The sequence below is a fragment of the Flavobacterium sp. 245 genome (genome assembly GCF_004362055.1).
In the GTDB taxonomy this organism is placed as follows: domain Bacteria; phylum Bacteroidota; class Bacteroidia; order Flavobacteriales; family Flavobacteriaceae; genus Flavobacterium.
On sequence record NZ_SNXB01000002.1, the window covers coordinates 144,686 to 163,712 of the forward strand.

Here is a 19,027-nt window from a genome sequence, read left to right on the forward strand (position 1 = left end):
TTTTAACCCCTATTTTTGAAGAAATCTAATATATAAAAATTTGGAACATAAAAAAAGCCCCGTTTTATTGGGGCTTATTTATTGGATATATTTGAGTTTAATTTAAACCTTTATAGGGATTTTCGCTATAGACTTCCTTGCCATTTTTATATAATTGAACAAAGTTTTTAGTTTTACCTTTTGTTGAAATTTCTAATTTATAAACATTAGAATCGACAAGATATATTGATCCTTTTACTGTTAGATTGCCATTACCTGCTCCATAATTAAGCTCATAATCTAATCTTTTACTATCAGATTGCATAACTATTAAATAATCGTCACACTTATTTGGCGGTTCTTGATATTCAAGATAACTCTCGGCTATCTGCTTTTTATCATCATAAATATTGACAATGCTTGCTGGTTTAGAAAATTCTGGATAATTAACACCAACCATTACCATAAATGCTTGCTGAGGAATAGTTAATTTTTCAGGTGCAGATTGGAAGAACTTCTTTTCCTGAGAATATGAAGAAACACCAAGCAATAAAATAAGTAATAAAGTAATTTTTTTCATGTGGTTTATTTGTGAGTTTATAATTACTAAAGATTTTCAAATATAGTGCCAATAATTTTAATTTCACTTTGTCAATTGCTATAAAAGAATAAATAATTATAAGGCAGTAAGACGCTTCGGCTTTCCAATGTGGGATAGATGTTAATAAGTACTTCTATTGTTTTAAACTAAAGTATTCAAAAAAGCTAATGAAATGTATCTTTCCAAAAATAACGTATTACGGTTAACCCCAGTAAACACAATGTTAATAAGTATTAAAATTAGCAAATATAGAAGCCTTGCCTTTACGAAGTAGAATTTGTATTTTTACAAAACCAAGAACCCCAAATACATGGAGTACTTGGGATAGAAGTTCTTTGGTTTTTAAACTTATGAAAAAGTTATCGCCTTTTTGGCAAAAACTAGCAATTACCTATTCAGTACTAAAGCTTGCATGGCACATAGTTGAATTTGGTATCCTTCATTATTAACTCGCTGATGTAGTTCGAAATACATCTGAGAGTAGGAGAACCTAGCCTTTGTGCTAGGTTTTTCTTCTTTATTAAATTACGGAAAACCGTATTTATGAATTATAATATTTGATAAACGATGTCGTTTTTCAAACAACTTGCACAAAAATACAACTTTATTTATTTATTTCTACAAGCAATAATAATTAATTTATCACGCTTTAATTAAATTTTAACAAAATGATCTTTAACATAATGCGCAAGCCTTTGTAAATTAATACAAAGGCTTATCTATTATATAATCATTGAAGTATTGCCGAGAAATATAATTACCAGTTTTCCTATTATAAATATTAATGTAGTGATAATCAAATCCGACATTTTTACACCAGTTATGCAGATAATATATTGATTTACAAAACTCTACTTTTATAGGTCTTATATTTTTATCTTTATTAAAGATTGTACAACTGTAAGGCGTTGGAGTAGTATTAGCCATAAATATTGGTGATTTGTATCTCTACTTCATGAAGCAGGTTTTTAATCTTAAAACCACCGTTTACACAAACAAACGTTGACATATCAAATTCACCTTTTTTAATGATACTTGTGCCAACTTCTATATAATTGACTAATACCCAAAATTCATTAGTTCGAATATCTGTAAAAATCCAAACTGCCAAGCCATAAGGATATGACGTTTTTGTAGTAGTCATTTTTATGTAATAATCGCCAAACTGAACAATACTACCATTATTCTGAACAGGAAAAGAACTAACTAAATCATAACCATTTCTAATGTAATTTGGACTTTCTCCCTGAAAGTCCACACTATCCAAATGGGTAGAGTTTCTATAAGTGTCAATTCCGAGAGTGTAAAATTTATTATCTCCCTGAATTGTTCCCAATCTCATAAATGAGTAAACCCTTGTATCTACCTGATAACCTGAACCCGCAGTAAATCGACCATCTAAACGAAATTGAGGTAATTTATATTCTTTAAGATATCTTAATGGTTTTTTCTGAAAATCGCTAAAGTTTGAAATCTCAACACTACTTGAACCACTTGAATAAGGAACACTTAAATAAATTTCCGTAAATGCAGTAGCAAAATAATTCTCTGGAATTACATTTAAATCAACATTCCCTAAATCATTAATAACCGAAAGCATAGGTAAACTATCGTAATTTATAAAGTCAACACCTTGAACACGTTTATTATCAATGAATACTGATAATATAAAAAATGGCGTTTGAATACCTCTTACAGAATATCCCTCAAATGCTTCAAGTTCTTTTACTTTAACCGCATAAGTATCATCTATATATTGAATAAAGTTCATATCTGATTAATTAAATAACGGAACTTTTTTCAAGTCCGAGGTTGATAAATATTTTTTCAAATCAGCCTTTAAATCACGTCTTGTAATAACATAATAACAGCCAATTACTAAAGGAACAGTTGTAACTTGTTTTACTTTCAATAACTCGTTAATTGTTTCCTTTTCATTTTCGAAATTAGAAAACGGCTCAGTTATCCAAGTGTACCAAGGTGAATCTTTCGTTTGCTTATTTGTTCCCAACCATACCGCCAATGATTCTGCAATGTCGTGAACTTCTTTACGAGGTGTAATTTTGTTCAATTCAATTTCTTTTGTCATTGGATTAGAAACCGCAATTTTTAAATCTTTTTCTGCATCTTCCAAAGCTTTTTCCTCAGCGTCTTGTGTGAATTTAGCATACCATTTTTTTAACAATGGATAACACACAATTATACCCACGCATAAAAGCCAGTATTTTTGCAGAAAATCAAAGAGCCAAACAGTATTGGCTTGGCTCTTTGTTCTATTAACTATCTCTCTTTGAGCCATAATTATTTTTTCTTAAATAATTTATAAGCTAAAAGTCCTGCTACAGCTACTAATACAACATTTGCTATAGTTTTATTGTTTGCGTAAAAAAGTTTGATTTTATCTAACATCTTGTTTAAATTTTGAATTAATAATTTTTATCTTTTTGGGCGTTTGTTTAGACTGTAACGCTGTAAACAGTATAAAAAAAAGCAGTACAGGAATAATCAAATAATTGAATTTGAATTTCTTTTTAGCCGTTACCGTAACGGTTGCAAGATTGTAATCTCCCATAATATCAATAGCATCCTGAATGTCCGAATCGTAAATTAAATTATGATCAGGCGAGCATTCATGTTTAATAATTGCCCTTGCAATGACTAAGTAAAACTTTGCATCCACAATTTTGATTGTTTGGTCAGGGTCTAAGCCTACAGCTTTTGAAATAACTTCAATATACTTTTGCGTATCATTTTCAAATGGCGGTGCATATTCAGTTATAAGCTTTCTTACTGTATTCTTTCCTTTATCAATGTCATTTGTCAAATCTCGTAACATGGCACGGATACCAAATTTCACTTCTGTAAACTGTTCAAAATGTTTATCGGTATTTTGAGCATTTGGAATTTTTCCCTGCCAAGCAATATTGGTCAAAACCAAGTTACCCGGATTATTATTTCGAATACCTCGAGTTAATTCTTTTCTGCCTAAATAATTACTCATTTTCTTCTGTAATTAAAGGTTTAGCAGGTGTTTGCGGTTCATCCTTTCCGAAATCAAGTTTGCCTAATTCGTCAGAAACTACCTGAATACCTTTTAAAATAGCTGTTACAACAGCACCATATTTAACGATAATACCAATTATCGAAACAATTCCTTTCAAATTTTTCATTACTTATTTTGTTTTAATTGTTTTCTTTTTTCTAAATACTCTTTGAGTAAATCCACCCCCTCATGGAGTATAAGAGGGAGGAATTTTAATATGACCTTAAACATTAGTTCGAGCGAATAAATGTACCTGCGTAACCTCCGTTTTTTGCACGTGGGTTAATGACAAAAGCCATGCTGTCAATTACAACTTTACCGCCATTTTTCTGCATTGTACCCCAGTGGAAAGATTGAACACCCGTTTTAGTGTTAGTAAAAGTGCATGCTACAGAACCAAACCAACCTTTTTCTGAAAGATTTGATTTAGTAGTTGTTACACATTTAATTGCAATCAATTCTCCCTTAGACAATCTCCAACCAGTTGTTAAATGCTGTTCAACACCTTTATTTGGTCCTGAAACAGGCATATAAGTAGTAGACTTAGCACCTGAATGTTTAACTTTTTGTTGGTTATTATTGTTATTATAATTCTGATTATTAGAATTATAATTCTTTTTATTTTGTGCCATTACTTTATAATGTGTTTAATTAATAATATGATTTCAGCAAGTTTTTTAATTATGATTACTGCCGAATCTATCAGAAATACAATAAGATAGATTCGATAGTAATTTTTCGGCTTGCTATCTTTTTCTTGCAACTCTTCTTCCTGAATTATTGCGGTCACGTCTTAAAAACCAAATCAATGCAATAAGACCAGCGACAGCACCTAAAACAATTTTCCAGTTTCTTTGAAACCAAACCTTAATAGTTGAACTTACTACAGTAGCACCAACCTGACCGCTTCCCTGAACAAATCCAGTACTTAAACCGTCATTAATCCCAGTTGTTACGGCTTTTGCGAAAATCTGAGAACCTGCATTTGCTACAGCACCAGCAGTTTGACTTGCTACAGCTAAAGCTTGCTGATTATTATATTCAGCTTGCGCCGCATTGTTTGCTTTTTTTGCTTCGTGGGCATCTTGCAAATTCTGCGAGATGTTTTGAACCGCTCCACCAACAAAAGGTATTGCGCCCATAATAGGAGTAGCGACCTTTACCAAATTTTTGAACGAAACATTTTTCTTAATCGCTGTTCCAATTTTTTTGAAAAATCCCATAGCTTACACAGTTTTTAAACATCTTACGACGAAATTAATAATTGAGCCTTGCGACTTATTGATTTCAATACCAACCACAGCCACTAAAGGCAAGGTTAATCTATCCGTCAAACCTTGAAGGACTTTTCCATCTGCCAAAACAGCTTGAACTGGGTCAATATCACGGCTTAAAGTTTGCAATTCAAATGGAAGATATTTTACAACCTGACCATTTGAGTACTGATAAGACAAATCACTTACTGAATCGTCAACAGTCATAACAGCCAAATCAAATCCCTGAACATCTATTTTTTTGTTGAACTCCTCTGATGCAACAGATTTTTGTTCGAAGAAAAATAAATTGTTGGTTTGTTGTGGCTCTTCAATACCGTGTAAATCGTAACGTTTATCTGCAATTAAATCTTCAAGAGTAATTTTAATACTCTCTTTATCTGCAAGATAAATTGAACCTTCGTCTGCCAATTCGCATAATGCAATCAGGGCATTATCAGCATCGGATTGAGTGTTTTCAGTTCCGTAGGTACTTGCTAAAATGAAATCTTTAAGCAACACTTTGTTTGCTAAAATGACATTCGAACCGTTTCCACGCTCAATGTAAATACTAATTTTTTCAGTTGTTAAGGCTGATAAAGCCAAATCACTTGAAAGAATTAAAGCACCGATTGCTTTTGTTACTTGTAATTCTGGCGATTTTGTAACGCCTGTAATAGTTGCAATTTTCATTTGTTATAAATTTTATTTGTTTAATTTCTTTCACAAAGGTTATTGCAACTATTATTCGACGTTCCCTAAAATTCCCTATAATTCCCTATTTTTCCCTAATTTTCCCTATAATATGCCGTAGTTTATTAAGTCTTGAACGGTTAAATAGTTCCTTTTTAAAGCAAGAGAATCAATAATTGTTTGATATTCTTTACAAGCAGTTTTATAGCTTAATTCAAGAATATGCATTAACTGGGTTTTAGTTACTTTTTGGCTTGTATTCTGTGTTTTCATGGCTTATAGAAATAAAAGTTGATGTTCGTGGAATAATTCAGAATCAAAATCATTTACTAACTTTTCCTTTGTTCTAAATTCGTGCAGATAGAAATGTAATTTGTTTTGAAACCAATTCATAAGTGGTTTTTCTGTAATCATATCTAAATCTTCAAGTAAAAGATTTAGAGCAACGATATAAGATATATCCTGATTGTTTGCGTAATATTCTCTAAATAGAGATTTTGCAAGACGTTTTTTAATTGTTGTCGAAGAAAGAACAACCTTTTTTAAACGTTTGATTATAGGATTGAATTTTGTTATTTGAGATTGTAAAAAATCAAAATCGAACAAAACGATAAGCTTTTCTTTATTGATTTGACTTTTACCAGTATTCTCACGAAGTTCAAAAAAACCTTTATTTGCAATTTTTAATAATTCATAAAGGTTTGCTTTATCAAAAATACCCCAAGTCATTGTTTGACTGATATTTAAATCTAATTTTGAGTATTCATTTAAACCTCTAAAAAACGCTGAATTTAACTGATATTCAAAACGCCAAACATTGTCATTTTTCAAACCATTATTTGCGTAATATTCGTTTATATATGGTTTTTCAGTCAGTTGCAACGACAGCGTTTTGTTATAGCATCGTATTATTTTGTCAGATGTTCTTTTCCCAATTTGGAAACCGTTAAGTATTGATTTTCCTTTATAGGTTTCAAAATAGCTTTGTAAATTTTTAGGACGCCCCGAAATAAGGTAGTTACCTGCAACAACATTACTATATAAATTACGGTAAGAATTGTTGATATCAGACTTATCAAGGCAGATATCCAGTCTATTAACAGACTTAAATATGTAGTTTGTTTCATCGCAAAAAGCATTTATGACACCTCTTAAGGCATCGTTAGACAATGTGTAAAATAAATTGTTTTCGAATTGTAGTTGTGCAAATTGTTCGCTCATGATTGCCGAGCGTGGTATTGCTGTATAAATTCCAATTTTTAAATCTTCATAATATAAATCTGCTCTAAGCTCAAAAATCTTAGTTCCGTATTCATAAGGTTTTAGGCGAAACTTTGAATGTTCGGGAAATTCTCCAAACGGCTGACCCTCTAGATTGATAATTAAGTAGTCTATATTTATAAGAGTAGGTTTTAAATTATTGTTTTTGAATTTAGTTTGGGCTTGATGCCTTTCTTTATATGAAATCATTGTTTTTTAGTAGGTTTGAGTGAGTTAGTTGCCGTTATACCCTACGGCAACAATTGAAAAATCGAAAGGGGAGTAGCAAAAAATTAATTTTCCGAATCCTGCCAAAGTGAATAATGATTTTTAGGTAAATCATTTATTGTAAATTCTTTCTTTGATATAGCTTCGGTTATTTTCTTTTCAACTTCACAAAATTTGTTTTTATAGTTTGAAATCTCAGAATTAAAAAAAACATTTATCTGCTGACCAATTTTTTTAATTTCTCTAATCGTAAAATCATGCTGATGTTTAAGACCAAGTAAGTCGACAGTTTCTACAGGATATTTTGAATACTCGTTTAAATCATGATTTAAACCAGCTAATTCCAAGAGTAAATTTTCTCGTTTTTGAATTAAAAGTATAATTGTTGACATATATTAAGGTGTTAAAAGATTATGTTTAAGAAGTTTTGTAATAAGCGTTTTCTGAGAATTGCAGTAAAAAATAAATTCATGAACACAAAAAGATTGTGTTACTATAAAGCAATCCGTACAAACTTTAATTGTAATTCCTATATTTGAACCACGGATTCTTAGAAATAATGTTTTAAACTTTAAATGAGAGGTTTTGCAAAATGGGCGCATTTTTTTTAAAAATGTTTTTGCATTGAAATTTGTGTGACGCATCTTGTTTAATTCTACAAGTAATAGAGTGTAATTCTCTAAAGAAGATCGTTTTAAAGCCATTTGGTATAGTTAATAAGTTATACCACAAATGAACTATAATTTATATTATGTAAAATAGAATTTATTTGAAACAGATGATACAGAATCACTCATCTATACTTTTGTAAAAAGATTTTAATTAGAAAGCTCTCAAACTATATTATAAAAAATTATAGCTCTCCTCTGTTTGAAAAACCTTTCCAAAAAGTTTTGTATAGAATTAAAAACCAAATAATTATATAATTAAAAAGCTTAAAAAAGTTTTTTAAAGCCTTGAATCCAGTAAATCTTAACATTTCTTTAAAATATTCAGATTCTGACCAAGATGCTTTCATTGTAAGACTTTATTTTATTATTTTTACATTCGATACTTTAAAAAAATTATCAAACGTATGAATACAATTGCTGAGCATATTGCAGATTTTTTAAAAGAATACCCGCCATTTAATAATTTGACTTTTCAGGAATTATCTGATATTGCAAGCAATATCCGTGTACTTAATTTAGAAAAACATACGGTGCTGTTTCAAAACAACGATACACTTCATGATAGTTTTTATGTTGTAGCTTCGGGCGTTATCAATTTAACTACAATTGCTGATGCTGAGGAAACGATTATCAATAAATGTCATGAAGGCGATATTTTTGGGTTAAGACCTTTCTTTGCCAAGAATAATTATATGATGACGGCCAAAGCGCGTGAAGAAAGTATTATATACGCAATTCCTATAGCTGTTTTCAGACCTTTTGTTGCTAATAATTCTGACGTACTGAACTTCTTGCTGGAGAGTTTTGCGACAAATTCAAGAAATACCAAAGATAGTGTCAATTCTAACGGAAAAATGATTTCTGACACCTCTTTTTATGTAGATCAGCAATCAGAAATGCAATATATTCAGTCACTTAACTACAACAATTCACCTTTGACGACTGAAGCAACTCATATTGTTAAAGACGTTGCTATTTTAATGACTGAGGCAATGGTTGACAATATTATTGTTTGTGGCGAAAAAAACCGTCCAATTGGTATTGTTACTGCTACTGATTTGGCTTCGAAAATCGCAACTGGGCGCTATCCTATTACTGAGTCTATTGACAAAATCATGTCATCCCCAGTAGTTACGGTAATTGAAAATGTGTCACTGGCCGAAGCACAATTACTTATGCTTAAGCATAACGTAACTCATTTATGTGTTACTAAAGACGGTACAAGTAAATCTGCAGTAAAAGGAATTATATCTGAGCATGATCTTATTGTCGCTCAAGCCAGTAATCCAGGAGTTTTAATTAAAGAAATTAAGCGTTCTCAGCTGCCGAAAGATTTAAAACAAATTCGCGATCGCCTTTCTGATCTGATTCAAAATTCGATCCAAAAAAATATTCCTATTTCGCATGTCAGCAATATTGCAAGCGAAATAAATCTAGCCATTATCAAACGTTCTGTTGAGTTGTCTATTTTAGATTTAGGCTCACCTCCTGCTCGTTTTGCGTGGTTAAGCATTGGAAGCCAAGGACGTAAAGAACAATTATTGCTTACCGATCAAGACAGTATTTTAATATTTGAAGATGTTACTCCAGAAAAATACAGAGAAGTAAAAGATTACTTTTTAAGACTGGCCAAAAGAACCACTACTATTTTAGAAAAAGTAGGTTATGAATTTTGTCCAAACGGACATATGGGAAGCAATATGTTGTGGTGTAAATCATTGACTGACTGGACAAAACAATACAACAGTTGGATGAATACTCCAGGTGAGAACAGCAATGACCTGAGCAGTATTTTCTTTGATTATGAAATTGTTTTTGGTGAACCAAAAATTGAAGAAGTGATCGAAAACGTGATTTTTAAAAATGCCGTTAACAATACTTTGTTTTTTGACTTTTTAGGAAATGATGCTTTGAAAAAGAATTCTCCATTGAGTTTTTTCAAAAAATTTATTGTTGAAGAAGAAGGACCAAATAAAACGAAATTTGATATTAAAACACGTGCTTTAATGCCATTAATTGACGCAGCACGTTTACTGATTTTAAATGCTAACATAAAAGGAATCAAGAATACGTATTTAAGATTCAAACAGCTGGCAATTACAGATTCTAAAAATGCTGAGATATATTTAAGTTGTGCCGAAGCTTTTTTAACGCTCTCAAAATTTAGAACTGTTGAAGGATTAAAAAATGACGATTCTGGACAATATATTAATTTAAGAGAAATGTCTAAAACAGACAAAGAAAAGTTAAAAAATGCTTTGACCCCAATGAAAGATCTTGAGGAATTAATTAAGAGTAAATTTCAACTTACACAATTCTCGTAAAATATGCTAGACTGGCTAAAAAATATTAATAAAGAATATCCAGATTTTTGGAAAGATTACTTAAATAAATTCGAAACAAAACCTAATCGATTTGTTGTTTTATCAACCGAAACGTCTGGTTTGAACCCGAATAAAGATGTTATTTTGTCTTTAGGCGCATTTTCAGTAGTCGATGACAGTATTGTGATCAAGGATAATTTTGAATCTGTTTTGCTGCAATATAAATTTTTGCAGGATAACGGGCTTTCAAATGAATTTATCATTGAAAGCAAAATGAGTAAAATGCAGGAACCTGAAGCATTGCAGGCTTTTATTAATTTTCTTGGAAATGCCATTTTAGTTGGTCATCATATCAATTTTGATATTGAAATGCTCAATTCATCATTAGAACGTCTCGATTGTGGAAGATTAAAAAATGAAGCTCTGGACGTTGACGTAATGTACAGAAAGTTAATGGACATTAATGACAAACAGTTTTCTCTTGATGATTTATGCGAAATTTATAAAATTCCTAAAAGCGACAGAAACTCATCTGCAGAAGACGCTTACAGAATCGCACTTTTATTTTTAAAATTAAAATCGAGATTAGGGATTAAGTAAATTAAATACCTTTACGCAATGTTGAACTAAGATTTAAATTAGTATAAATAAAAATGCCTCTTAAAATCTAAGAGGCATTTTTTTTATTTTCAGAAGATTGAAATCACTAGATTTTTCCTTGTGTAATTTCTTCTACAATTTCCGGATTCAATAATGTTGAAGTATCCCCAAAGTTAGAGAAATCACCTTCAGCAATTTTACGTAATATTCTACGCATAATTTTCCCAGAACGTGTTTTTGGCAAACCTGATACAAACTGAATTTTATCCAGTTTTGCAATTGGGCCAATGTGATCAGAAATATATTGATTAATTTCTTTAGACAAGTTTTCTTTATTTCTTACTTCTCCAGTTTCTTTTAGAATCACATAACCATATAATGCATTTCCTTTAATATCATGTGGGAATCCAACAATTGCAGATTCTGCAACCGCAGGATGCTCATTAATAGCATCTTCAATTGGAGCAGTTCCTAAATTATGACCAGAAACAATCACAACATCATCTACTCTACCTGTGATTCTGTAATAACCTACTTCATCTCTTAATGCACCGTCTCCTGTAAAATATTTTCCAGGGAAAGCAGAGAAATAAGTTTCTTTATAACGATCGTGATCATTCCAGATCGTTCTTGCAATTCCCGGCCATGGGAATTTAATACACAAACTTCCAACAACTTGATTACCTTCAATTTCATTACGTTTTTCATCCATTAAAACTGGCTGAATTCCTGGTAATGGCAAAGTTGCATAAGTTGGTTTTGTTGGTGTTACAAACGCAATTGGAGAAATCATGATTCCACCTGTTTCTGTTTGCCACCAAGTATCTACAACCGGGCATCTCTTATCTCCAACGTGGTCGTTGAACCAGTGCCAAGCTTCTTCATTGATTGGCTCTCCAACAGATCCAATAACTTTAAGCGATTTTAGAGGATATTTTTGAATATAATCTAAGCTTTCTTTTGCTAATGAACGAATTGCTGTCGGTGCCGTATAAAATTGAGTGATTTTATGTTTTTCGATAATATCCCAAAAACGGCTAAAGTCTGGATAAGACGGAACTCCTTCAAAAATTACAGTTGTTCCTCCGTTTAATAAAGGTCCGTATAAAATATAAGAATGTCCTGTAATCCAGCCAATATCAGCTGTACACCAGAAAATATCATTTTCTTCGTGACTAAAAACATTTTTAAATGTATAAGCAGTATAAACCATATAACCTGCTGTGGTATGAACCATTCCTTTTGGTTTTCCTGTTGATCCTGAAGTATATAAGATAAACAAAGGATCTTCGGCATCCATGATTTCAGCAACACTGTTATCAAGAGCTGCATCTAACAATGGCTGCAACCAGATATCACGGCCTTCTTTCATTTTTACATCTGTTTTAGTTCTTTTGGCAACCAAAACTTTTGTTACAGAAGGACAAGTATCTAAAGCTTCATCAACAATCCCTTTAAGATCAATTGTTTTGTTTCCTCTATAACCTCCATCAGAAGTAATAACCATTTTACACTCACAGTCATTAATTCTTGCTGAAACAGCTGAAGCAGAAAATCCAGCAAAAACAACTGAATGTATTGCTCCAATTCTAGCACAAGCCAAAACAGCAACCGCCAATTCTGGAATCATTGGCAAATAAATACAAACCCTGTCTCCTTTGCGAATACCTTGCTCGCGCAAAACATTTGCCATTTTTGAAACGCGTTCATACAATTCATTATATGTAATATGGATAGCTTCTTCAGACGGATCATTCGGTTCAAAAATAATCGCCGTTTTCTCGCCTCTTTTGCTTAAATGTCTATCGATACAGTTTTTTGTAATATTAACTTTAGCGTCAGTAAACCATTTTACTTCGGCATCGGCCATATTAAAATCAACTACTTTTTCCCATTGTTGGTACCAAGTAAAATTTTCCTCAGCAATTTTACCCCAAAATTTTCTTGGTTCCCTTATTGACTTATTGTAATGTTTAAAATATTGTTCTAAATTTTCAATTTTATAATAACTCATTGTTTCTTGGAATTTTTTTTATAAATGTATTAAATCTCGCTGTATTCTTAAAATTATTTAATTCATAAATTTTGGCAAATAAAAACACATATTAAAAAAAATATCTCTTTTTATTGTGTTTAATACAAAAAAACGCTTTTTTACATTAAAAAGCATATTACAAAAAAGGCGCAGCAAATAAATACCACGCCTTTTTATTTTTAACAATTTCAATAACAATTAATTTTGTAATTCTACAATTACAATACCTTCTTCTATTTTGAAAATAGAAGCATCTTTATTAATTAAAACAGAAATTTCAACAAGTATATTTTTAATATACCCCATTATAAGGGATTAGCTTCACTTAACCTACTTTCACCGAAGTTAAGTGAATGCAATATGCATCTATATCTATTATTTTTAATAAGTGCTTACTAATTCAAAATATTATAAATCATTGATACAGTGCAAATCCCGCAAAATCCGATTTTGCGGGAATTCCCCAATTTTTAATTATCCAATTTTTTTCATTGCAGTCATAGACTCTCTTAACCAAGCTCCTACTTCTTCGATAGGATGCTGGCGAATTTCTTTGTTTACAGCAATTAATACAGCATTATCTACTCCGTTTGAAGTTGAAAATGGTTTTCCAATAATGTTAGTTTCTACAGTTTTCATGAATTCAGTTAATAACGGCTTACATGCATGATCAAATAAGTAGCATCCGTACTCTGCAGTATCAGAAATTACACGGTTCATTTCGAACAATTTCTTTCTTGCAATTGTGTTAGCAATTAACGGCAATTCATGTAATGATTCGTAATATGCTGATTCTTCAATAATTCCAGCCTCTGTCATCGTTTCAAAAGCAAGTTCAACACCAGCTTTTACCATTGCAATCATCAATACTCCATTATCAAAATATTCTTGCTCAGAAATTGGAGCTTCTTGTGGAGCTGTTTTTTCGAAGTTAGTTTCTCCTGTTGCCGCTCTCCATTTCAATAAGTTAACATCGTCATTAGCCCAGTCAATCATCATAGTTCTAGAGAATTCTCCAGAAATAATATCATCTTGGTGTTTTTGGAATAAAGGACGCATAATGTCTTTCAATTCTTCTGCTAATTCGTAAGCTTCAATTTTTGCAGGATTTGACAAACGATCCATCATATTTGTGATACCACCGTGTTTCAAAGCTTCTGTGATAGTTTCCCATCCGTATTGAATTAATTTTGAAGCATAAGCAGCATCGATTCCTTTTTCAACCATTTTATCAAAACATAAAATAGATCCCGTTTGCAATAATCCACAAAGAATCGTTTGCTCACCCATTAAATCTGATTTTACTTCAGCCACGAAAGATGATTTTAAAACTCCTGCTTTATGACCTCCAGTTGCTACAGCATAAGCTTTTGCTTGATCTAAACCAAAACTGTTTGGATCATTTTCTGGGTGAACTGCGATAAGAGTTGGTACACCAAATCCTCTTTTGTATTCTTCACGAACCTCAGATCCAGGACATTTTGGAGCACACATAATTACTGTGATATCTTTACGAATCTGCATTCCTTCTTCAACGATATTAAAACCGTGAGAATATGATAAAGTCGATCCTTGTTTCATTAATGGCATAATTGCAGTAACTACAGCAGTATGTTGTTTATCTGGAGTCAAATTACACACTAAATCAGCAGTTGGAATCAATTCTTCATAAGTTCCTACTTTAAATCCATTTTCAGTTGCATTTTTATATGAAGCTCTTTTTTCAGCAATTGCATCTGCACGCAATGCATAAGAAATATCTAAACCTGAATCTCTCATGTTTAAACCTTGATTCAAACCTTGTGCACCACAACCTACGATAACAACTTTTTTTCCTGCTAATGCTGCGATTCCGTCTGCAAATTCTGATTGCTCCATAAATTCGCAAACTCCTAGTTGCTCTAATTGTAACCTAAGTGGTAATGTGTTGAAATAATTTGCCATTTTTTTTTATTTAATGAATGTGTAATTTTAATAATTGATTTAATATATAACGATAAATGATATTATTTGAAAGTCTCTAATAGCGTTGAAATTTCCATTTTTTCTTTAGAAACCGAAATTCTTCCTGAACGTACAAATTGCATGATGCCGTAAGGTTTGAACTTATCATACAATTCTTCAATTTCAGAACGTCTTCCTGATTTTGAAATCACGAAGAAATCACGAGAAACGGTTACAATTGTAGACTGGCTTTCTTTGATGATATTCTGAATCTGTTTTTCGTCAAAAAGCAAATTTGAAGCAATTTTGAACAAAGCATTTTCTAAATAAATAGTCTCTTCATCTGTGTGATAAAATGCTTTTATAACTTCAATTTGTTTTTCAATTTGTCCAACAATATTCTGAACCCATTTCTCTGTTGTATTTACTACAATGATAAATCTTGAAACATTCTCTATTTCTGATTCTGAAACGTTTAGACTTAATATATTAATGTGACGCTTTAAGAATATTCCTGATATCCTGTTCAACAATCCCACGTTATTTTCTGAATATACCGATATGGTAAATGTTTTATCTTCCATTTTGTTTTTTAGTTTATTTTGTTTCAGGTTTCAAGTTTCAAGTTGTACAACCTGAAACAAAACAAACCTGAAACTTGAAACCTTTTTCTTTAGCTTAATCTAATTTCTGAAACACATGCTCCGGTTGGAATCATTGGGAAAACGTTGTTTTCTTTTTCCACCATGACTTCTAAGAAGTATGAATCTTTAGAAGCAAGCATTTCTGCCACCGCTTCGTCTAAATCTTCACGTTGTGTTACTTTTTTAGATTTAATATGATAACCTTCGGCAATTGCGACAAAATTTGGATTGATCATTTTTGTTGATGCGTATCTATTGTCAAAAAATAATTCCTGCCATTGACGTACCATTCCTAAAAATTCATTGTTCAGAATAACAATCTTAACCGGAACCTTAGTCTGGAAAATTGTTCCTAATTCCTGAATTGTCATTTGGAATCCACCATCACCAATAATTGCTACAACTTCACGATCCGGTCTTCCCATTTTAGCTCCAATTGCAGCCGGAAGTGCAAATCCCATTGTTCCTAATCCACCAGAAGTAATATTACTTTTTGTTGAATTAAATTTAGCATATCGACAAGCAAACATTTGATGCTGACCAACATCTGAAACAATAATTGCGTCACCCTTTGAATGCTTGTTGATCATTTCAATAGTTTCTCCCATTGAAATTCCTTTGCCATTTGTTGGATTTAATTCCTCTTTAATAACCGTATTGTATTCTACTTCTTGCAATGCTTTAAATTCATTGTGCCATAAATCATGAGATTTAGCATCAATTAAAGGCAATAAAGCAGCTAAAGATTCTTTTACATCACCTAAAACTGCAATTTCAGTTTTAACGTTCTTATCAATTTCTGCAGGATCAATTTCGAAGTGGATTACTTTTGCTTGTTTAGCATAAGTAGCTAACTTTCCAGTAACACGATCGTCAAAACGCATTCCGAGAGCAATTAAAACATCACATTCGTTTGTCAATAAATTTGGACCATAATTTCCGTGCATTCCAAGCATTCCAACATTTAACGGATGATCTGTTGGCAAAGCCGATAATCCTAAAATTGTCCAAGCAGCTGGAATTCCTGATTTTTCAACAAAAGCTTTGAATTCTGCTTCAGCCTGGCCTAAAATAATTCCTTGTCCAAAAACAATGAAAGGTTTTTTAGCGCTATTAATTAGAGCCGCAGCTTCAGCAACTTTATCTAATTTTAATTTCGGAACCGGAACATAACTTCTAATTCCTGTACATTTTTCATAACTATAATCAAATTCATCAAATTGCGCATTTTTAGTTATATCAATCAAAACGGGACCTGGACGGCCAGAACGAGCGATATAAAAAGCTTTTGCAATTATTTCTGGAATTTGAGATGCCTCAGTAATCTGAAAATTCCATTTTGTAACCGGAGTTGAAATTCCGATAATATCAGTTTCCTGAAAAGCATCAGAACCTAATAAATGTCTTCCAACTTGCCCTGTAATGCAGACCATAGGAGTTGAATCGATCTGCGCATCTGCGATTCCGGTAACTAAATTTGTAGCACCCGGCCCAGAAGTAGCAATTGCAACGCCCACTTTTCCAGTAGCTCTTGCATAACCTTGAGCGGCATGCGTTGCGCCTTGTTCGTGACGAACTAAAACGTGGTGTAACTGATCCTGAAATTTATATAATTCATCGTAAACCGGCATGATTGCTCCTCCTGGATAACCATAAACCAAGTCTACACCTTCTTCTAACAAACATCTTATAACGGCTTCTGCCCCTGATATTTTCATAGTATTTTTATTTTTCAATGTCAATTCAAAAATCAATTTCAATACTAAAAATTCACTTATTTGTAAATTTTAAATTGAAGTTGCATTTTCTTATTTTCATTGCTATTTATTTGAATTGCTATTGCAATTATTTTTTGCTATTTTATTGAATGCTATTTATCGGTAACACAGCCTGTTGAAGCACTAGAAACCGATCTTGCATATTTAAGTAAAACTCCTCTGTCTACTTTTAAAGGAGGTTGAACCCAGCTCGCTTTACGGGCTGCAAATTCTTCGTCTGATATCTTTAGGTTAATAGTATTATTTACAGCATCAATAGCAATTAAATCGCCATCTTTTACTAGTGCAATACCACCACCATCATAAGCTTCTGGTGTAATGTGTCCTACGACAAAGCCATGTGAACCTCCAGAGAATCTGCCGTCTGTGATTAGAGCACAACTGCTTCCTAATCCGGCTCCAATAATCGCAGATGTAGGCTTCAGCATTTCAGGCATCCCTGGACCACCTTTTGGTCCACAATACCTGATGACGACTACATTACCTGGTTTAATTTTTCCGGCTTCAAGACCTGGAATTACTTCAAATTCACCTTCAAAAACAACAGCTGGACCTTCAAAATATTCTCCTTCTTTTCCGCTGATTTTTGCTACAGCACCTTCAGAAGCAAGATTTCCGTATAGAACCTGAATATTTCCAGTTGGTTTTAATGCTTTTTGAATTTCATGAATTACTTGTTGTCCGTCTTGTAAATCTGGAGTAGAAGCTAAATTTTCAGCAACTGTTTTTCCTGTTACTGTTAAACAATCTCCATGAATCAATCCTACTTTCAATAAATATTTCATTACTGAAGGAATTCCTCCCGCTTCATGAATATCTTCCATCATATATTTACCACTTGGTTTCATGTCAGCAAGAACAGGTGTTCTGTCATTAATTGCTTGAAAATCATCCAAAGTAATTGTTATTCCAACAGAGTGAGCCATTGCAATTAAGTGCATAACTGCATTTGTAGAACCTCCTAAAACTGCTACAATTGTAATAGCATTTTCGAAAGCCTTGCGAGTCATAATATCTCTTGGCTTAATATCTTTTTCTAATAAAATTTTTATTGCAGCTCCTGCAGCAAGACATTCGTCTCTTTTTTCCTGACTTAATGCCGGGTTTGAAGAACTGTATGGCAAGCTCATTCCTAATGCTTCAATCGCAGATGACATTGTATTTGCAGTATACATTCCACCACAGGCGCCAGCACCCGGACAAGCATTTTGAATAACACCTTTAAAATCTTCTGGAGTGATTTCTCCTTTTACTTTTTTTCCTAAAGCTTCAAAAGCAGAAACGATATTCAAAGATTCACCTTTCCATTTTCCAGAGTGAATTGAACCTCCGTAAACCATCATTGCAGGGCGATTTAATCTTCCCATTGCGATTAAAGCTCCAGGCATATTTTTATCACAGCCCGGAATTGCGATTACACCATCGTACCATTGTGCTCCCACAACTGTTTCAATAGAATCTGCAATTACATCCCGAGAAACTAATGAATAACGCATTCCTTCAGTTCCGTTTGAAATTCCGTCACTAACACCAATGGTATTAAAAATAAGTCCGACAAGATCTGCATCCCAAACACCTTTTTTAACATCTTTTGCTAAATCATTCAAGTGCATGTTGCATGTGTTTCCATCGTAACCCATGCTCACAATTCCAACTTGTGCTTTTTTCAAATCTTCTTCAGTTAAACCAATACCGTATAACATTGCTTGCGCAGCAGGCTGTGTCTGATCTTGAGTGATGGTTTTGCTGTACTTATTTAATTCCATTATGTATTATTTTATTTTAATTTTTGTTCAAAAAAAAACCTTCCAGTATTTGGAAGGTTTATAATATAGTCTTTCAATTATATTTATACCATTCCCGACGCAGATGTGCTAATCACATTGACAACAACGACAGAAGTAATAATAATAATTGAGATTTGCATCTTTTCTATTTTTTAGTGTCACAAAAGTATAAAAACTTTGATGACTA

The 19,027-nt window shown here is 32.4% G+C and carries 17 protein-coding genes; 2 read left to right on the forward strand and 15 right to left on the reverse strand.

What is annotated here, in order from left to right; translation table 11 throughout:
* Positions 1-97: 97 nt before the first annotated feature.
* The 10 genes from EV145_RS03945 to EV145_RS03985 form a co-directional block, all read right to left on the reverse strand.
* The gene (locus EV145_RS03945; protein ID WP_133523933.1) at positions 98-559 is read right to left on the reverse strand and encodes a hypothetical protein; all 462 of its coding nucleotides are present in this window, start codon (positions 557-559) and stop codon (positions 98-100) included.
* 940 nt (positions 560-1,499) lie between these two features.
* Entirely contained in the window at positions 1,500-2,351 is an 852-nt protein-coding gene (locus EV145_RS03950) for a hypothetical protein (protein ID WP_133523934.1), read from the reverse strand.
* 6 nt (positions 2,352-2,357) lie between these two features.
* Positions 2,358-2,879 (reverse strand): hypothetical protein, encoded by a 522-nt coding sequence (locus tag EV145_RS03955; RefSeq protein WP_065450151.1) that lies wholly within the window; start codon positions 2,877-2,879, stop codon positions 2,358-2,360.
* Positions 2,880-2,978: 99 nt separating this feature from the next.
* Complete coding sequence (locus tag EV145_RS03960) at positions 2,979-3,581, reverse strand: hypothetical protein (protein ID WP_133523935.1); 603 nt, start codon at positions 3,579-3,581, stop codon at positions 2,979-2,981.
* Positions 3,574-3,750: a hypothetical protein gene (locus EV145_RS22340; RefSeq protein ID WP_166638404.1), complete on the reverse strand. Its 177-nt coding sequence runs from the start codon at positions 3,748-3,750 to the stop codon at positions 3,574-3,576. The genes EV145_RS03960 and EV145_RS22340 overlap by 8 nt, the downstream gene beginning before the upstream one ends.
* 103 nt (positions 3,751-3,853) lie before the next feature.
* Positions 3,854-4,255: a hypothetical protein gene (locus EV145_RS03965; protein ID WP_065450149.1), complete on the reverse strand. Its 402-nt coding sequence runs from the start codon at positions 4,253-4,255 to the stop codon at positions 3,854-3,856.
* Positions 4,256-4,369: 114 nt separating this feature from the next.
* Positions 4,370-4,846, reverse strand: coding sequence for a hypothetical protein (locus tag EV145_RS03970; RefSeq protein WP_065450148.1), 477 nt, complete (start codon positions 4,844-4,846; stop codon positions 4,370-4,372).
* 3 nt (positions 4,847-4,849) lie between these two features.
* On the reverse strand, positions 4,850-5,569 hold the full coding sequence (locus EV145_RS03975) for a hypothetical protein (protein WP_065450147.1): 720 nt from the start codon (positions 5,567-5,569) through the stop codon (positions 4,850-4,852).
* Between the two features lie 276 nt (positions 5,570-5,845).
* Positions 5,846-7,039, reverse strand: a complete 1,194-nt coding sequence (locus tag EV145_RS03980) for a hypothetical protein (RefSeq protein WP_065450146.1) — start codon at positions 7,037-7,039, stop codon at positions 5,846-5,848.
* A gap of 83 nt (positions 7,040-7,122) precedes the next feature.
* Positions 7,123-7,449, reverse strand: a complete 327-nt coding sequence (locus tag EV145_RS03985) for a hypothetical protein (RefSeq protein WP_133523936.1) — start codon at positions 7,447-7,449, stop codon at positions 7,123-7,125.
* Between the two features lie 683 nt (positions 7,450-8,132).
* On the opposite strand from EV145_RS03985, the gene EV145_RS03990 reads away from it, so the two are divergent.
* Complete coding sequence (locus EV145_RS03990) at positions 8,133-10,052, forward strand: DUF294 nucleotidyltransferase-like domain-containing protein (protein WP_133523937.1); 1,920 nt, start codon at positions 8,133-8,135, stop codon at positions 10,050-10,052.
* A gap of 3 nt (positions 10,053-10,055) precedes the next feature.
* Positions 10,056-10,652 (forward strand): 3'-5' exonuclease, encoded by a 597-nt coding sequence (locus tag EV145_RS03995; protein WP_133523938.1) that lies wholly within the window; start codon positions 10,056-10,058, stop codon positions 10,650-10,652.
* A 106-nt stretch (positions 10,653-10,758) separates the two neighbouring features.
* Here EV145_RS03995 and acs read toward each other — a convergent pair whose 3' ends face one another.
* The 5 genes from acs to ilvD form a co-directional block, all read right to left on the reverse strand.
* On the reverse strand, positions 10,759-12,666 hold the full coding sequence (gene acs, locus EV145_RS04000) for an acetate--CoA ligase (RefSeq protein ID WP_133523939.1): 1,908 nt from the start codon (positions 12,664-12,666) through the stop codon (positions 10,759-10,761).
* 495 nt (positions 12,667-13,161) lie between these two features.
* On the reverse strand, positions 13,162-14,631 hold the full coding sequence (ilvC, locus tag EV145_RS04005; RefSeq protein WP_133523940.1) for a ketol-acid reductoisomerase: 1,470 nt from the start codon (positions 14,629-14,631) through the stop codon (positions 13,162-13,164).
* Between the two features lie 62 nt (positions 14,632-14,693).
* On the reverse strand, positions 14,694-15,215 hold the full coding sequence (gene ilvN / locus EV145_RS04010) for an acetolactate synthase small subunit (protein WP_133523941.1): 522 nt from the start codon (positions 15,213-15,215) through the stop codon (positions 14,694-14,696).
* Positions 15,216-15,304: 89 nt separating this feature from the next.
* On the reverse strand, positions 15,305-16,993 hold the full coding sequence (gene ilvB / locus EV145_RS04015; RefSeq protein ID WP_133523942.1) for a biosynthetic-type acetolactate synthase large subunit: 1,689 nt from the start codon (positions 16,991-16,993) through the stop codon (positions 15,305-15,307).
* A gap of 152 nt (positions 16,994-17,145) precedes the next feature.
* Positions 17,146-18,819: a dihydroxy-acid dehydratase gene (gene ilvD, locus EV145_RS04020; RefSeq protein ID WP_133523943.1), complete on the reverse strand. Its 1,674-nt coding sequence runs from the start codon at positions 18,817-18,819 to the stop codon at positions 17,146-17,148.
* Positions 18,820-19,027 lie beyond the last annotated feature (208 nt).

What these genes read in the sequence shown, in the direction of transcription:
- EV145_RS03945 (WP_133523933.1), bottom strand. Translation starts at nt 559, where the DNA reads ATGAAAAAAATTACTTTATTACTTATTTTATTGCTTGGTGTTTCTTCA.
- EV145_RS03950 (WP_133523934.1), bottom strand. Translation starts at nt 2,351, where the DNA reads ATGAACTTTATTCAATATATAGATGATACTTATGCGGTTAAAGTAAAA.
- EV145_RS03955 (WP_065450151.1), bottom strand. Translation starts at nt 2,879, where the DNA reads ATGGCTCAAAGAGAGATAGTTAATAGAACAAAGAGCCAAGCCAATACT.
- EV145_RS03960 (WP_133523935.1), bottom strand. Translation starts at nt 3,581, where the DNA reads ATGAGTAATTATTTAGGCAGAAAAGAATTAACTCGAGGTATTCGAAAT.
- EV145_RS22340 (WP_166638404.1), bottom strand. Translation starts at nt 3,750, where the DNA reads ATGAAAAATTTGAAAGGAATTGTTTCGATAATTGGTATTATCGTTAAA.
- EV145_RS03965 (WP_065450149.1), bottom strand. Translation starts at nt 4,255, where the DNA reads ATGGCACAAAATAAAAAGAATTATAATTCTAATAATCAGAATTATAAT.
- EV145_RS03970 (WP_065450148.1), bottom strand. Translation starts at nt 4,846, where the DNA reads ATGGGATTTTTCAAAAAAATTGGAACAGCGATTAAGAAAAATGTTTCG.
- EV145_RS03975 (WP_065450147.1), bottom strand. Translation starts at nt 5,569, where the DNA reads ATGAAAATTGCAACTATTACAGGCGTTACAAAATCGCCAGAATTACAA.
- EV145_RS03980 (WP_065450146.1), bottom strand. Translation starts at nt 7,039, where the DNA reads ATGATTTCATATAAAGAAAGGCATCAAGCCCAAACTAAATTCAAAAAC.
- EV145_RS03985 (WP_133523936.1), bottom strand. Translation starts at nt 7,449, where the DNA reads ATGTCAACAATTATACTTTTAATTCAAAAACGAGAAAATTTACTCTTG.
- EV145_RS03990 (WP_133523937.1), top strand. Translation starts at nt 8,133, where the DNA reads ATGAATACAATTGCTGAGCATATTGCAGATTTTTTAAAAGAATACCCG.
- EV145_RS03995 (WP_133523938.1), top strand. Translation starts at nt 10,056, where the DNA reads ATGCTAGACTGGCTAAAAAATATTAATAAAGAATATCCAGATTTTTGG.
- acs (WP_133523939.1), bottom strand. Translation starts at nt 12,666, where the DNA reads ATGAGTTATTATAAAATTGAAAATTTAGAACAATATTTTAAACATTAC.
- ilvC (WP_133523940.1), bottom strand. Translation starts at nt 14,631, where the DNA reads ATGGCAAATTATTTCAACACATTACCACTTAGGTTACAATTAGAGCAA.
- ilvN (WP_133523941.1), bottom strand. Translation starts at nt 15,215, where the DNA reads ATGGAAGATAAAACATTTACCATATCGGTATATTCAGAAAATAACGTG.
- ilvB (WP_133523942.1), bottom strand. Translation starts at nt 16,993, where the DNA reads ATGAAAATATCAGGGGCAGAAGCCGTTATAAGATGTTTGTTAGAAGAA.
- ilvD (WP_133523943.1), bottom strand. Translation starts at nt 18,819, where the DNA reads ATGGAATTAAATAAGTACAGCAAAACCATCACTCAAGATCAGACACAG.